The 12896-nt window shown below is 63.5% G+C and carries 14 protein-coding genes; 6 read left to right on the top strand and 8 right to left on the bottom strand.

The window, feature by feature from the left end:
- Positions 1–69 precede the first annotated feature (69 nt).
- Both GYB81_RS01695 and GYB81_RS01700 read left to right on the top strand, forming a co-directional pair.
- A complete protein-coding gene (locus GYB81_RS01695) occupies positions 70–1401 on the top strand; it encodes a spinster family MFS transporter (protein ID WP_161867360.1) in 1332 nt (443 codons plus the stop codon).
- A gap of 143 nt (positions 1402–1544) precedes the next feature.
- On the top strand, positions 1545–2318 hold the full coding sequence (locus GYB81_RS01700; RefSeq protein WP_161867361.1) for a hypothetical protein: 774 nt from the start codon (positions 1545–1547) through the stop codon (positions 2316–2318).
- A 35-nt stretch (positions 2319–2353) separates the two neighbouring features.
- On the opposite strand, the gene GYB81_RS01705 is transcribed toward GYB81_RS01700, so the two are convergent.
- Positions 2354–2695 (bottom strand): zinc ribbon domain-containing protein YjdM, encoded by a 342-nt coding sequence (locus GYB81_RS01705; protein WP_161867362.1) that lies wholly within the window; start codon positions 2693–2695, stop codon positions 2354–2356.
- A gap of 460 nt (positions 2696–3155) precedes the next feature.
- On the opposite strand from GYB81_RS01705, the gene GYB81_RS01710 reads away from it, so the two are divergent.
- Positions 3156–3965 carry a gamma-glutamyl-gamma-aminobutyrate hydrolase family protein gene (locus tag GYB81_RS01710; RefSeq protein WP_161867363.1) on the top strand — a complete coding sequence of 270 codons (810 nt, stop codon included), beginning with the start codon at positions 3156–3158 and terminating at the stop codon, positions 3963–3965.
- Between the two features lie 23 nt (positions 3966–3988).
- Here GYB81_RS01710 and GYB81_RS01715 read toward each other — a convergent pair whose 3' ends face one another.
- The 3 genes from GYB81_RS01715 to GYB81_RS01725 form a co-directional block, all read right to left on the bottom strand.
- Positions 3989–4462 (bottom strand): LEA/WHy family protein, encoded by a 474-nt coding sequence (locus GYB81_RS01715; protein WP_161867364.1) that lies wholly within the window; start codon positions 4460–4462, stop codon positions 3989–3991.
- A gap of 54 nt (positions 4463–4516) precedes the next feature.
- Positions 4517–5362, bottom strand: a complete 846-nt coding sequence (locus GYB81_RS01720; protein ID WP_161867365.1) for an EamA family transporter — start codon at positions 5360–5362, stop codon at positions 4517–4519.
- 120 nt (positions 5363–5482) lie between these two features.
- Positions 5483–6289: an outer membrane protein OmpK gene (locus GYB81_RS01725; protein ID WP_161867366.1), complete on the bottom strand. Its 807-nt coding sequence runs from the start codon at positions 6287–6289 to the stop codon at positions 5483–5485.
- Positions 6290–6644: 355 nt separating this feature from the next.
- On the opposite strand from GYB81_RS01725, the gene GYB81_RS01730 reads away from it, so the two are divergent.
- Positions 6645–7439, top strand: coding sequence for an SDR family NAD(P)-dependent oxidoreductase (locus tag GYB81_RS01730; RefSeq protein ID WP_161867367.1), 795 nt, complete (start codon positions 6645–6647; stop codon positions 7437–7439).
- Positions 7440–7485: 46 nt separating this feature from the next.
- On the opposite strand, the gene GYB81_RS01735 is transcribed toward GYB81_RS01730, so the two are convergent.
- Together GYB81_RS01735 and GYB81_RS01740 are read right to left on the bottom strand one after the other, a co-directional pair.
- Positions 7486–8052 (bottom strand): TetR/AcrR family transcriptional regulator, encoded by a 567-nt coding sequence (locus GYB81_RS01735; protein WP_161867368.1) that lies wholly within the window; start codon positions 8050–8052, stop codon positions 7486–7488.
- Between the two features lie 29 nt (positions 8053–8081).
- Positions 8082–8651 (bottom strand): PaaI family thioesterase, encoded by a 570-nt coding sequence (locus GYB81_RS01740; protein ID WP_161867369.1) that lies wholly within the window; start codon positions 8649–8651, stop codon positions 8082–8084.
- Positions 8652–8746: 95 nt separating this feature from the next.
- Between GYB81_RS01740 and GYB81_RS01745 the strand changes: the two genes are divergently transcribed.
- Together GYB81_RS01745 and lpdA are read left to right on the top strand one after the other, a co-directional pair.
- A complete protein-coding gene (locus GYB81_RS01745; protein ID WP_161867370.1) occupies positions 8747–9946 on the top strand; it encodes an MFS transporter in 1200 nt (399 codons plus the stop codon).
- Between the two features lie 15 nt (positions 9947–9961).
- On the top strand, positions 9962–11362 hold the full coding sequence (lpdA, locus tag GYB81_RS01750) for a dihydrolipoyl dehydrogenase (protein ID WP_161867371.1): 1401 nt from the start codon (positions 9962–9964) through the stop codon (positions 11360–11362).
- Between the two features lie 146 nt (positions 11363–11508).
- Here lpdA and GYB81_RS01755 read toward each other — a convergent pair whose 3' ends face one another.
- Both GYB81_RS01755 and arcC read right to left on the bottom strand, forming a co-directional pair.
- Positions 11509–11874: a DUF5064 family protein gene (locus tag GYB81_RS01755; protein WP_161867372.1), complete on the bottom strand. Its 366-nt coding sequence runs from the start codon at positions 11872–11874 to the stop codon at positions 11509–11511.
- A gap of 46 nt (positions 11875–11920) precedes the next feature.
- The gene (arcC, locus tag GYB81_RS01760) at positions 11921–12847 is read right to left on the bottom strand and encodes a carbamate kinase (RefSeq protein ID WP_161867373.1); all 927 of its coding nucleotides are present in this window, start codon (positions 12845–12847) and stop codon (positions 11921–11923) included.
- Positions 12848–12896 lie beyond the last annotated feature (49 nt).

The following is a 12896-nucleotide window of genomic DNA, read 5'->3' on the forward strand; positions in this document are numbered from 1 at the left end:
TATATCGTCCTAAGCTGACGCTACTTTCAACCGCCGCGCACCGCGTCAGCGGTGCCGAGGAGAGCGTCCGTGCATAACAACAATAACGGCTATCCCTCCAGTGCCCGAGCCTGGGTCACTGTCGCCATCCTGATGGTCGCCTACGTGCTGTCCTTCGTCGATCGGCAGATTCTCAACCTGCTGGTCGAGCCCATCCGCCGCGATCTTGCGATCAACGACACGCAGATGAGTCTGCTGATGGGCCTCTCGTTTGCGCTGTTTTACACGATATGCGGGATTCCTCTCGGGCGTGTGGCCGATACTCGCAGCCGGCGGGGCTTGATCGCCGTGGGCATCCTGTTCTGGAGCGCTGCTACTGCCGCCTGCGGCATGGCCAAGATGTACTGGCAGTTCCTGCTCTGCCGCATCGGTGTCGGTGTGGGCGAGGCGGCGCTTTCGCCTGCAGCCTATTCGCTGATTGCTGACAGCTTTCCCGCCGAGCGCCGGGCCACGGCGATCAGCGTTTATTCGATGGGCGTTTATCTGGGCTCGGGCCTGGCCTTTCTGGTGGGCGGTCTGGTCATTCAGTTCGCCTCGGCGCAGGGCGACGTGACGCTACCGGTGCTGGGAGAGGTGCGTCCCTGGCAGCTGATCTTCCTGATTCTCGGTGTGGCCGGCGTGCTGTTCACCCTGCTCATGCTGGCGGTCAAGGAGCCCGCTCGGCGTGGCGCCGGTGCCGGCGTGGCGGTGCCGCTCAGTGAAGTGGGTCGCTATATCCGCGCCAACCGGCGTACCGTGCTGTTGCACAACTTCGGCTTCGCCGGCCTGGCCTTCGCCGGTTATGGCAGCGCGGCCTGGGTACCGACCTTTTACATTCGCACCTACGGCTGGGACGCCGGCCAGGTGGGTATCGTCTATGGCAGCATCGTCGCGGTGTTCGGCTGTCTGGGTATCGTCTTCGGCGGCCGGCTGGCTGACTGGATGGCGAAACGCGGGCGCAGCGACGCCAACATGCGCGTCGGTCTGTACGCCGCGCTCGGCGCGTTGCCGCTGGTAGCGCTGTTCCCACTGATGGACACCGCGTTCTGGGCCAGCCTGCTGCTGGCGCCGACGGTGTTCTGCCTGAGCATGCCGTTCGGTGTGGCGCCTGCGGCGATTCAGGAAATCATGCCGAACTCGATGCGCGGCCAGGCTTCGGCCATCTATCTGTTCGTCATCACTCTGTTCGGCCTGGGAGTAGGGCCGACCGCCGTGGCGCTGGTTACCGACTTCGTCTTCGCCGATGACGCGGCGCTGCGCTATTCGCTGCTGATCGTCACCACCCTGGCGGTGCTGACGTCGGTCATCCTGCTGGCCAAGAGTCTCAAGCCTTATCGTGAGAGCGTGACGCGACTGGAGCAATGGGCTGCCAGCCCGGCCTGAGCCTGCGCGTTTTTCTGCGGTGCCGAGCGTTGTTCGGCACGGTTCATGCGCCAGCGCACGGCCAGCATGGAATTTTTGCGCTTTACTGAGGTTCTGAGTGTTGCGCGCGTCACTCCGGCGCGTGCCAGCCAGGGAACTTCCATATGGGAGCTAGGCCAGCATCTGCCAGCCAGGGCAGGGCATTCAACGACTCGGTAAATTTTCGACGGTTATTGCTGCCGGGGCTGGCTGCGCTCTTGTTGCTGAGTGGCTGTACCGGCCGGTTGGACAATGACTCGATCGTCCACACGCGCAGCCCGCTCAAGCCTGCCGAAGTGCTGCAAACCGATGTCGACCGCATGGCGACCCTGGCCATGCGCAACAACCTCAACAGCCTGTACCGGCTGATGAACAAGCTGTATCAGCGCAACCCTCGCGAGTGGCGCAAGAACTCGCTGCCCGACGCCGCGGCGGCCGAGCGCGCCATCCAGTACGCCATCGAACACAATCAGGATTGGCCCACGCTGGGCGGTCGGCGCGATGTCGCGGCGCTGGATTACTCGCTAAGCCCGGCGTTTCAGGGCGATCGCGTGGCAGCTTTCACCTATGCCATCGGCAGCATGCTGGTCACTGCGCACGGCGGTCGCACCGAGTTCTACCTGACCGACAGCTTCGATGCGCAATTCATCCACAACGCCGCACGTAACCTGGAGAAAGCCGGCTGGATGCTGTCGCAGCGGCGTGACGCCACGGGCCAGCCGCTGCTGTTGTCCAACGAATTCACCGAGCAGGGCGCCAACCTCAGCTATGCGGTGGAGTTCGGCAAGATGGTGGCGCGCCTCGATCTACTCACGCACGTGCTGGAAGAGCGCTACCGGCGCATGGGCGCCAACTATGCGCAGAGCCTGTTCCTGCTGAACTTCCTGCCGGTGCAGTGAGCGGGACGCCGCCCATTGCGGGCGGCGGCGGAGCGTCAGACCTTGCGCACGAACTCCGACTTGAGCTTCATGGCGCCGATGCCATCGATCTTGCAGTCGATGTCGTGATCGCCATCGACCAGGCGAATGTTCTTCACCTTGGTACCGACCTTGACCACCAGTGACGAGCCCTTGACCTTGAGGTCCTTGATCACGGTGATGGTATCGCCGTCCTGCAACAGGTTACCGACCGAGTCCTTGATCACGCGCGCATCGTCGCTGGCATCGGCATTTTCGCCGGCTTTCCACTCATGGGCGCATTCGGGGCAGACCAGCTGGTCGCCGTCTTCGTAGGTGTATTCGGAGTTGCATTTGGGGCAGGGCGGCAGAGCGGTCAAGGGGCGTCCTCGGGCTGATGAGAAAACCGTAGATTATATAGGGTTTTGTTGGCTGGCGCCGCTCTAGGACGAGGCGCTCTTGATGGGGGTGTTTTAAATATTGGACCTTTCGCCTCTGCTCCATTTGCCAGAAATTTCGTTGGGCGCCTTATGAAGGGCGCTTTACGGATGTTCGGGAACAACATTGTCAGAAAAAGTTGAGCGGATTTGTTTGACATATTTTACGGCTCGGGCAGACTGGCTGCAGATTCCGTTGCCGAACCGGGTAACGGGCAGCCTCGCTGCAGCCCCTCTCTGGATGGAGCTGACCCGGTTCGAGCCGCCGTCGGAAGGCGACACTCTGGCTCAGGAAGAGCGTGGGTGCACGGAGTTAGCCAAACAGGCCATGGTGGCGGCAGAACCTTCTGCTGGGCACAGGTCTGCACAGCAACGACAGGCCCGGCCTGTCCCAAGGTGACGTATGTCCGACAACAAGATCCGCAACGATTCCTGCAAGAACAATCCCCGCAAACCCGTCGTGTTGATGTCCATGGGCGCTCAAGAGCGCAAGGGCCACGACTATCAAGTAATGACCCATAAATACATCCAGCCTCTGGTTGAGTTCTCCGGTTGCGTGCCGATGCTGGTGCCCACCTGCTGTGGCACCGCGGACCTCGAGCAGTATCTGGACATGGCCGATGGCGTGTACCTGACCGGGGCCGGCAGCAATATCGATCCAGCGCTCTACGGGCAGGAGAACGAAACGCCGAACAAGGGCCAGGATCGTGACCGCGACCTGTTCGACCTGCCGCTGATTCGTGCCGCCATCGCCCGTGGCCTGCCGATCTTCGGCATCTGTCGGGGCATGCAGGAAATCAACGTGGCGCTGGGCGGCGACATCTATCAGAAGGTCTACGCCGAGCCCGGCTTCAACGATCATCGCGAAAATCCCGATGACCCGGTCGAGGTGCAGTACGCACCCAGCCACAGCGTGCGCCCGGTACCCGGAAGCTGGTTCGCCGAGTTGCTGGGCAAGGACGAGATTCAGGTCAACTCCCTGCATGGCCAGGCCATCCGCAACCTGGGCAAGGGCCTGGAGGTTCTGGCCACCGCCGAGGATGGGCTGATCGAGGCGGTTCACGCGCCGAGCCTGTCGCCTTTCCTGTTCGCGGTGCAGTGGCACCCGGAATGGCAGGCGGCGCTGAACCCGGACTCGGTGAAGATCTTCCAGGCATTCGGTGACGCCTGTCACCGCCGTGTGGCCTCGCGCAACAGCCGTCAGGCTGCCTGACCCCGCTCAGCCGTCGGCCCTTATCAGTAAGGGCTTGGCGGCTGTGGCCAGTTCAGGGTGCCGCTGTCGCTGAAGCGGCGGGTGCCGAACAGGCCGTCTGCCAGCTTGCCGCGCAGCCTGTAAGGCACCTCTTGGCCCGGTTGGTAGCCGGCCACGCCCCAGGCTTGGCGCATCACCGAAAACGCGGAAATGCTCACCGGCACGCTTACCACCGTTTCACCGAAGCGCGGCACGCTGCCGCTCTGGTCGCTGACGCCACTGGCCAGCGGCTGGCCGTTGACGTCCAGATCCAGCGCCATGCCGTTGAAGCTTACCGCGCTGTCGTTGGGGTTCTGCACCCGCAGCTTGACCGCAAAGCGCACCTCCAGGCCCTGACCGGGCAAGGGCTCCAGGCCGACCAGATCGACCCGCAGCGGATCACGATTGCCCAGGCTGGCACAGGCGCTGAGGCCGGCCACGAGCAGGCTGACGAGGCAAAGACGGAGCAGGCGGGGCATGGCGATCTTCCCTGGATTTTGTGGGTTCAGGATAGAAGACCGCTGCGCGCGCCATTAGCTCCCGGCACGTTGCCGGCTGCCCAGTACCAGCGCGATCCCGCCGAGCACGGCAACGGCGCTGAGCAGCAGACGCAGGCTCAGCGCTTCGCCCAGCAGCAGGCTGCCGCCGAGTGCGGCGAGAATCGGTACGCTCAATTGCACCGTGGCCGCCTGGCTGGCGCGCAGGCCGGGCAGGGCGCTGTACCAGATGGCGTAGCCGATGCCCGAGGTCAGCGCGCCGGACAGCAGTGCGTAGAACAGGCCGGGCCCGTCCCAGTCGAGCTGTCCCCATAGTAGCGCCGTCAGCAGCAACGCCAGCGGTGTGGCGCGCATGAAATTGCCGGCGGTTACTGCCAGCGGATCACCCTGGCCGCGACCAAGCAGGGAGTACGCACCCCAGGCGATACCGGCCAGTAGCATCAGCAGTGCGGCCTGCGGCGGTGGTGCGCTGGCGCCCGGTAGCAGCAGCGCCAGCAGGCCTGCGGTGGCCAGTGCTGTACCGAGGCTGGCGGCGAGGCCCAGGCGTTCGCCGCGCAGCAAGCCCCAGAACAGCATGCTCAACTGCACCGCACCGAACAGCAGCAGGGCGCCGGCACCGGTATCCAGTTGCAGGTAGGCGAAGGAAAAGGCGGCCGCATAGGTGAACAGCGCCAGCGCGCCAGGCCAGTTGCCGGCCATGGGCTGCGTGCCTTGTCGCAGTTTCAGCAGCAGCCAAAGGGTCACCGCGCCGCAGAGCAGGCGAATGGCGGTGAAGCTGGCTGCGTCGATTTCGGTTTCACGCAGTGCCAGGCGGCACAGCAGCGAGTTGCCGGCGAAGGCCAGCATGGCGAGGGTGGTGAGCAGCAGGATACGCGCAGGCATCGTCCATCCTTGGGTGAAGGTCTGGTGATGCCTTGCAGCTAACCATGCCAGGCGGGTGCTGGGCATTGGCAGAAGGTCGCAAGTGACTGCGACCTTGGCCATTCACCCGCTGGGCATCGATCAGAAGTGCGCCTTGACCAGCAGGCTCGCGGTGTTCTGGTCGGTCGGGCCAACGAAGTTGTCGCTGACGAAGCCGCCGTCCTTGATGCCGTACTTGTTCTTCCAGTAATCGTACTCGATGCCGACGTAGAGCTGTTTCTCGCCCCACTTCATGGCCTTGCCCAGGTCGTACTTGATCTGCGGATTGAAGTGCAGGTTGGCGTGGTAGTCGCCACGGCGGTTGCTGTCGTTGTCCACCACCCAGTCCATGAAACCGTCGATGAGGATGTCGGACTCGCCGACCGCAATGGTGTAGCTCCACACCGGGGTGATCTGCCAGACGTTCTTGCCTGGGCGGCTGCCGTCCGGCTTGCGCAGGTAGGTATTGAGCTGGAAGTAGTCGAAACCGGGGATATCCAGGTCGAAAGCCGGACCGAGCAGATAGGCATCGACGTCCTTCTCGCCGAACTCGTAGGTGAAGGCCAGCAGCACGTCCTTGATCGGGCCGAAGGACAGGTCGGCACCGCTGATCTTGCCGAACGACAGGCGCGGGCTGAATTCACCGTAGTAGGTGTGGCCGTCGCCGTTACCGTTGCGTGCGTCGGTGTTGTACTTGATCAGGTCGGTAAAGAAGAACAGGTCACCGAAGCTCCAGCCGCTGGCGTGCTCGAAGGTAACGGTCTGCTGGATCTCCGGATCGATCTTGAAGTCCTGCCCATAAAGGTAGGTCAGGCTGTTGTTCTGCCAATGCAACAGATCGCCGGCGATGGCCTGGCCGCCGGCCAGCAGACCGCTGGCGAGCACCAGCGAAGAGAGGGTGCGGTTCATGGAAGCTCCTGGTGGTTAAGACGTGTCGTTATGGTTGTTAAACCTGTCCGCCTGGTCAGGCTGGTGCTGCCAGAGCAAAAACGGCGCCAATTCTGGTGATTGCTGATATCCGTTGCAATTCAATTGGATGCGAAGCTCTTTCGGATGTTTGTGATTGGCTTTTCTGCACCCTTTCTGACCGGGAGGACAAGTGCAGCCATAACTTGGTGCGCAACCCTTCTGGTCGATGCAGTGCTGCTGCTTCCCGCTGTGCTTGTTTATTTTGATTATGGTTGTAATATGATAATTGAATTATGGTTGTAATCTAATCAGTGAGAGGATGTCCTCTCACTCATCACACCCCTGGAGAATCACCATGAATACCCAAGCCACCCGCGGGACCGCTTTGATCACAGGCGCCTCAACCGGTATCGGCGCGACCTATGCCGAGCGCCTGGCCCGGCGCGGTCACGATCTGCTGCTGGTGGCACGCGATGCCCAGCGCCTCGATACCCTGGGCAAGCGCCTCGGTGCCGAGTACGGCGTTGCGGTCGAGGTAATGCCTGCCGATCTGACCCACAAGGACGACGTGCTCAAGGTAGAGCAGCGCCTGAGAGGGGATTCGACTATCACTCTGCTGATCAACAATGCCGGGGTTGCCATGAACGGCACGCTGGCGGCCGCCGATCTGGATCAGGCCGAGGCGATGATTCAGCTCAATGTAGTGACCTTGACTCGTCTGGCCGCCGCCGCGGCAGCCAATTTCTCCGCCGCCGGACGTGGCGGCATCATCAACCTTGGCTCGGTGGTGGCTCTGGCGCCCGAGATGTTCAACGCCGTATACAGCGCGACCAAGGCTTACGTACTGAGCCTGACTCAAACGCTGGCTGGCGAGCTGCGCGAGCGCGGGGTGCAACTGCAGGCGGTGATGCCGGGCGTGACCCGCACCGAAATCTGGGAACGCAGCGGCACCGATGCCTCGGCGCTGCCGCCGTCGATGATCATGGAAGTGGGGGAAATGGTCGACGCGGCACTCGCCGGCTTCGATCAGAAGGAGCTGGTGACCATTCCGTCGCTGCCTGACGCCGCCGATTGGGATGCCTTCGTCAAGGCGCGCGCAGCGTTGGGGCCGAATCTGTCGCGCAATCAGGCGGCTGCGCGCTACAAGTGATGCCAAGCGGCGCACCCGGGCTGCAGGGTGCGCCAAGTGGCTCGCGTTACTGCTTCTGCGCCTGTTCGATCAGCAGGCGTCGAGTCGTTTTCAGCAGGCGGTCGGACAGTTCCGGGTCCTTGACGCTGCGCGACAGCAGCAAGGCGCCGACCATGGCCGAGAGCATCAGCACACTTTCATCTTTCGCATCATCGCCTGGCAGATTGTTCTCGATCAGCGCCAGGCGGTTACGCACCATCGCATCGGTGGTGGCGCTGGGCTCGCCACGCTGGCCCAGCTCCGCAGACATGGTCGGCAGTGGGCAGCCAGCGCCCGGATTGGCGCGGTGCGCACTGGATAAATAGTTCGCGATAAAGTTCGGCAGCGGTGCCTCGGCATCCTTCTCCAATGCCTCGGTGCTGCTGGCCAGTTCCTGCACGGCATGTTGCAGGGCGGTTTCCACCAGATCGTCCTTGGATTTGAAATGGGCGTAGAAGCCGCCGTGGGTCAGGCCCAATGCCTTCATCAGCGGCTGCAGGCCGGTAGCGCCGACACCGTCGCGGCGAAAACGCAGGGCCGCTTCCTCGATGATGCGTTGATGAGTCCTGGCCTTGTGGTCTTCCGAATAGCGCATGGGCTTTCCCGTCGTTCAGATGCTGCTCGTCATCTTACACCTGTGTCGCTGTTCTGGCGTGGGGCATTCATGTCGAGAATCAGGCAGGTGGTGGAGGCCACGGCGTAGAGGCGTTCGTCGACGTCGTACAGGCGTCCCTCGGCCAGGGCGGTGGAACGACCGAGGTGAATGATGCGGCCCTCGGCGCGCACCGGGCCGGCCTCGCTGCGCAGCGCACGGATATAGCTCACCCGCAAGTCGGCGGTGGTGTAACCCTGACCTGGTTTGAGCAGGGTATGCACCGCGCAGCCCATGCAGGAGTCGAGCAGGGTAGCGATGTAGCCGCCGTGCACGCTGCCCAGCGGGTTGTAATGACGGTGATCCGGCGAGCCCTGGAATATGAACAGGCCGCTGGCCCATTGCACCGGAGTGAAGTCGAGGACGCTGTTGATCGGCGGGGAGGGCAGGTCGCCGCGACCGATGGCGTCGAAGAAATCCATTGGCCTCATGGCGGCCACCTCGGCCAGGCTGAGGGTGCCGGGCGCGGCGAGCTGGCTGCGAATGGCCTTTTCCTCGGCGATCCAGGTGGCGAGACGGGCATCTCGTGAAAGGTCGGTCATGCGGGCTCCAAGTAAATATGATGGACGACATTTAATGCTTCATATTATGGTTGAAATATAAATAGCCGCCAGTCGTTGTCGAACGGAGCTTTGCCATGCAGCCGTCCCGCGTCCTGTTGATCATCCTGATGCTACTCACCGCGCTCGGGGAAACCTCCACGCAGTTGCTGATCCCCGCACTGGGCGAGCTTGAGCGCGGGCTGCACGCCCAGCCCGGCAGCAGCCTGCTGGCGTTGTCGTTGTTCGTCGGTGCTTTCGGCCTAGGCCAGCTGTGGCTCGGGCCGCTGTCGGATCGCCTGGGGCGCCGGCCGGTATTGCTCGTCGGCCTCAGCCTCTATCTGCTGGCGACTCTTGGCATGCTGCTGGCGCCGAATATCGAGGTGCTGATCGGCATGCGCGTGCTGCAGGGCCTGGGCGCCTGCGCGGCGCTGGTGCTGGCGCGTGCCATCGTGCGTGACGTATGGCAGGAGCGGGCAGGACCGGCCCTGGCGCTGACCGTGCTGGGCATGTTCGCCGCCATCGTCCTGTCGCCGGTGGTCGGTGGGCTGCTGACCCAGTACGGCGGCTGGCGTGCGCCTCTGCTGGCCACCCTGGTGCTTGGCAGCCTGGCCCTGCTATCCGTTTTTGGCGGCTATCGCGAGACGCATCTGCAACCTGATCCGCATGCCGGTCGCCTCAAGGGGCTGCTGGCCAACTATCTGCAGGTTTGGCCCAGCTGCCGCGCGCTGGCGCTGACCATCGCCTGCACCTACGGCGCGATGTTCGTCGTGGTGGCCGGCTCGTCGTCGGTATACATCGGGCTGCTGGGGCTGAGCGCCGCGCAGTACGGGCTGACCTTTGCCCTGATCGTTTCCGGCTTGCTCGGCGGTGCGCTGTTCACCCTGCGCAACGTGCAGCGCATGGGGCCGCAACGGGTAGTCGGCATCGGCGTGGCGGTGGTGCTGCTCGGGGCGTTGCTGACCCTGGCGGTTTATCAGTTGTCCGGTCTGTCGCTACTGGGACTGTCGTTACCGCAGGTACTGGTGACGCTGGGCGGTGGCATGCTGCTGCCCGCCGCCGTGGCCGGCGCGGTGATTCCCAATCCGCAGCGTGCCGGACTGGCGGCGGGGCTGATGGGGTTCTCGCAGATGGCCGGCGCCACTCTGTCGGGCCTGCTGCTCGGCGCGCTGCAGGATGGCTCGGCCTGGCCTATGGTTGCTCTGAACGCGCTGTTCGCCATGCTGGCGTTTCTGTTCTTCCACCTTCTGCGTACCCGCCCGGTCGTTACGGCTGCGGTGGCCGGCAAACTTCCCTGATTCGAGGACAAAGCAATGAGCAGCTATGACGTGGTCATCATCGGCGCCGGACCCGGCGGTTACAACGCCGCCATTCGGGCTGGCCAACTGGGCCTGAAGGTGGCCTGCGTGGAAGGACGCGAAACCCTCGGCGGTACCTGCCTGAACGTCGGTTGCATGCCGTCCAAGGCGCTGCTGCATGCCTCCGAACTCTACGAGGCGGCGGCCGGTGGTGAGCTCAGTGCGCTGGGTGTGGAAGTCACACCAACGCTCAACCTGGCGCAGATGATGAAGCAGAAGGAAGGCAGCGTCGAAGCGCTGACCAAGGGTGTTGAATTCCTGTTTCGCAAGAACAAGGTGGAATGGGTCAAGGGCTGGGCACGCATCGACGGCCCTGGCCGTGTGCAGGTCAAGCTGCACGAGGGGGGCGAGCGCCTGCTGGAGACGAAGAACATCGTCATCGCCACAGGCTCGGAGCCGACACCCTTGCCTGGCGTGAGCATCGACAATGCGCGCATTCTCGACTCCACCGGTGCGCTGTCGCTGCCCGAGGTGCCCAAGCATCTGGTGGTGATCGGTGCCGGGGTGATCGGCCTGGAGCTGGGCTCGGTATGGCGCCGCCTGGGCAGCCAGGTCACGGTGGTGGAGTACCTCGAACGCATCTGCCCCGGCCTGGATGGCGAGACTGCCAAGACCCTGCAGCGCACCTTGGGCAAACAGGGCATGAGCTTCAAGCTGGGTACCAAGGTCACCGGCGCGAAGACGAGCAAGTCCGGCGTGATCCTGAGTCTGGAGCCTGCTGCTGGTGGCGCGAGTGAAACCCTGGACGCCGATTACGTGCTGGTAGCCATTGGCCGGCGTCCCTATACCAAGGGGCTCGGCCTGGAGAGTGTCGGCCTGAATACCGACAAGCGCGGCATGCTGGACAACGAAAAATACCAGAGCGGCGTACCCGGTGTGTGGGTGATCGGTGACGTCACTTCCGGACCGATGCTCGCCCACAAGGCTGAAGACGAGGCTGTGGCCTGTATCGAACGCATCGCCGGGCATAAGGCAGAGGTCAACTACGGGGTGATTCCAGGCGTGATCTATACGCGCCCAGAGGTGGCCAGCGTCGGCAAGGGCGAGGAGGAGCTGAAGGCAGAGGGACGTGCCTACAAGGTCGGCAAGTTTCCCTTTACCGCCAACAGCCGGGCGAAGATCAACCACGAGACCGAAGGCTTCGTGAAGATCCTCGCTGACGCCAACACCGACCAGATTCTCGGCGTGCACATGATCGGCCCGAGCGTGGGCGAGCTGATCGGCGAGTACTGCGTGGCCATGGAGTTCTCCGCCTCGGCCGAGGACATCGCGCTGACCTGCCACCCGCACCCGACCCGCTCCGAGGCCGGGCGCCAGGCGGCGATGGGCGTGCATGGATGGACGATGCAGGCGTGAGAACGGAAAGGGGCGGCCCAGCCCAGACCTTGCGCGCCGGGCGTTGAGCCGAATGACTGATGGCATAGGTGCGGGCGGCACGCCCTACCTGGAGACGCGTGGCCCGGATGCAGTCCAGGCCCCGTTATCCTGATGGGCGTGCTGTTTCAGGGCACGTGATCGAGGTTCACCGGTTCGCCCGGTTGGACGTGCAGCTTGTTGCGGATATCGGCGAACACCTTGTCGTACTCGTCATGGCCACGCATGACCGGGCTGCTGTTGGGCGGCAGGCCATGGCGGGCGGCGATGCGGGTGGCGACGCTGGCAAAATTGAAGGCTACGTCGCGGTGCAGCTCGAAGGTTTCTTCGAAGTGCCGACCGTCCACTTCGCCGACCATGCGCATATGCAGCATTGGTCCCTGCTGTGGGTCGTTGCGCACTTCGTAGTAGAAGTCCACCGAGAAGGGCGGCGCCAGGCGCAGGCCTTCAGGGCGGTCTAGGTTATCGCGGTGCAGATGGCCTGGTGTGAACATTTCTTTGCTCCTGCGAGACGCGACAAGGCCTTGGCCTCGTCACGGATCAGCGGTAATCGATGCCTTCGGTATCCAGACCGATGCGGGTACCGGAGCTGCCCTGAACGATTGCCTCGATGTTTTCCAGCGAGCCAATCACGGCTGTTTTGCCGGTGTTGCGGGCGAATTCGCAGGCAGCCTGTACCTTTGGTCCCATCGAGCCGGCGGCGAAGCCGAGCTTTTCGATTTCCTCAGGGTGGGCGGCAGCGATGGATCTCTGTCCGGGTTTGCCCCACTCGATATAGGCGGCGTCGACATCGGTGGCGATCACCAGCAAATCGGCGTTCAGTTGTTCGGCCAGCAGGGCCGAGCACAGGTCCTTGTCGATCACTGCCTCGACGCCGCGCAACTGTTTGCCGTCGTACATGGTGGGAATACCGCCGCCACCCGCGCAGATCACCACGCTGCCCTTTTCCAGCAGCCATTTGATCGGGCGGATCTCGAAGATACGCTGCGGTCTGGGGCTGGCCACCACGCGGCGGAACTTGTCGCCGTCCGGGGCGATGCTCCAGCCTTTCTCGGCGGCCAGACGTTCGGCCTCTTCCTTGCTGTAGACCGGACCGATGGGCTTGGTGGGTTTCTTGAAGGCCGGATCGCCGCTGTCCACTTCGACCTGGGTGAGGATGGTGGCGAAGGGCACCTCGAAGGGCAGCAGGTTGCCCAGCTCCTGTTCGATCATGTAGCCGATCATGCCTTCGGTTTCGGCGCCGAGCACGTCCAGCGGGTAGGGGTTGGCCGCGTCATAGGCGTTGCCCTGCAGGGCCAGCAGGCCGACCTGTGGGCCGTTGCCGTGGGCGATCACCAGTTCGTTGCCGGGCGCCACCTTGGCGATCTGCCCGCAGGCGATACGCACGTTTTCGCGTTGGTTTTCCGCAGTCATGGCTTCGCCGCGGCGAAGCAGGGCGTTGCCGCCCAGAGCGATGACGAGTCGCATGGTGTTCTCCTTGTTCGTGTTCGTAGCCCGGATGCAATCCGGGCAGTGG

The sequence above is a fragment of the Pseudomonas yangonensis genome, from assembly GCF_009932725.1.
GTDB lineage: Bacteria > Pseudomonadota > Gammaproteobacteria > Pseudomonadales > Pseudomonadaceae > Aquipseudomonas > Aquipseudomonas yangonensis.

Bases quoted from the DNA above. Each gene is read 5' to 3' on its own strand.
- GYB81_RS01745 (WP_161867370.1), top strand. From the start codon at position 8,747: ATGCAGCCGTCCCGCGTCCTGTTGATCATCCTGATGCTACTCACCGCG.
- GYB81_RS01700 (WP_161867361.1), top strand. From the start codon at position 1,545: ATGGGAGCTAGGCCAGCATCTGCCAGCCAGGGCAGGGCATTCAACGAC.
- GYB81_RS01720 (WP_161867365.1), bottom strand. From the start codon at position 5,362: ATGCCTGCGCGTATCCTGCTGCTCACCACCCTCGCCATGCTGGCCTTC.
- lpdA (WP_161867371.1), top strand. From the start codon at position 9,962: ATGAGCAGCTATGACGTGGTCATCATCGGCGCCGGACCCGGCGGTTAC.
- GYB81_RS01725 (WP_161867366.1), bottom strand. From the start codon at position 6,289: ATGAACCGCACCCTCTCTTCGCTGGTGCTCGCCAGCGGTCTGCTGGCC.
- GYB81_RS01740 (WP_161867369.1), bottom strand. From the start codon at position 8,651: ATGACCGACCTTTCACGAGATGCCCGTCTCGCCACCTGGATCGCCGAG.
- GYB81_RS01715 (WP_161867364.1), bottom strand. From the start codon at position 4,462: ATGCCCCGCCTGCTCCGTCTTTGCCTCGTCAGCCTGCTCGTGGCCGGC.
- arcC (WP_161867373.1), bottom strand. From the start codon at position 12,847: ATGCGACTCGTCATCGCTCTGGGCGGCAACGCCCTGCTTCGCCGCGGC.
- GYB81_RS01710 (WP_161867363.1), top strand. From the start codon at position 3,156: ATGTCCGACAACAAGATCCGCAACGATTCCTGCAAGAACAATCCCCGC.
- GYB81_RS01735 (WP_161867368.1), bottom strand. From the start codon at position 8,052: ATGCGCTATTCGGAAGACCACAAGGCCAGGACTCATCAACGCATCATC.
- GYB81_RS01730 (WP_161867367.1), top strand. From the start codon at position 6,645: ATGAATACCCAAGCCACCCGCGGGACCGCTTTGATCACAGGCGCCTCA.
- GYB81_RS01755 (WP_161867372.1), bottom strand. From the start codon at position 11,874: ATGTTCACACCAGGCCATCTGCACCGCGATAACCTAGACCGCCCTGAA.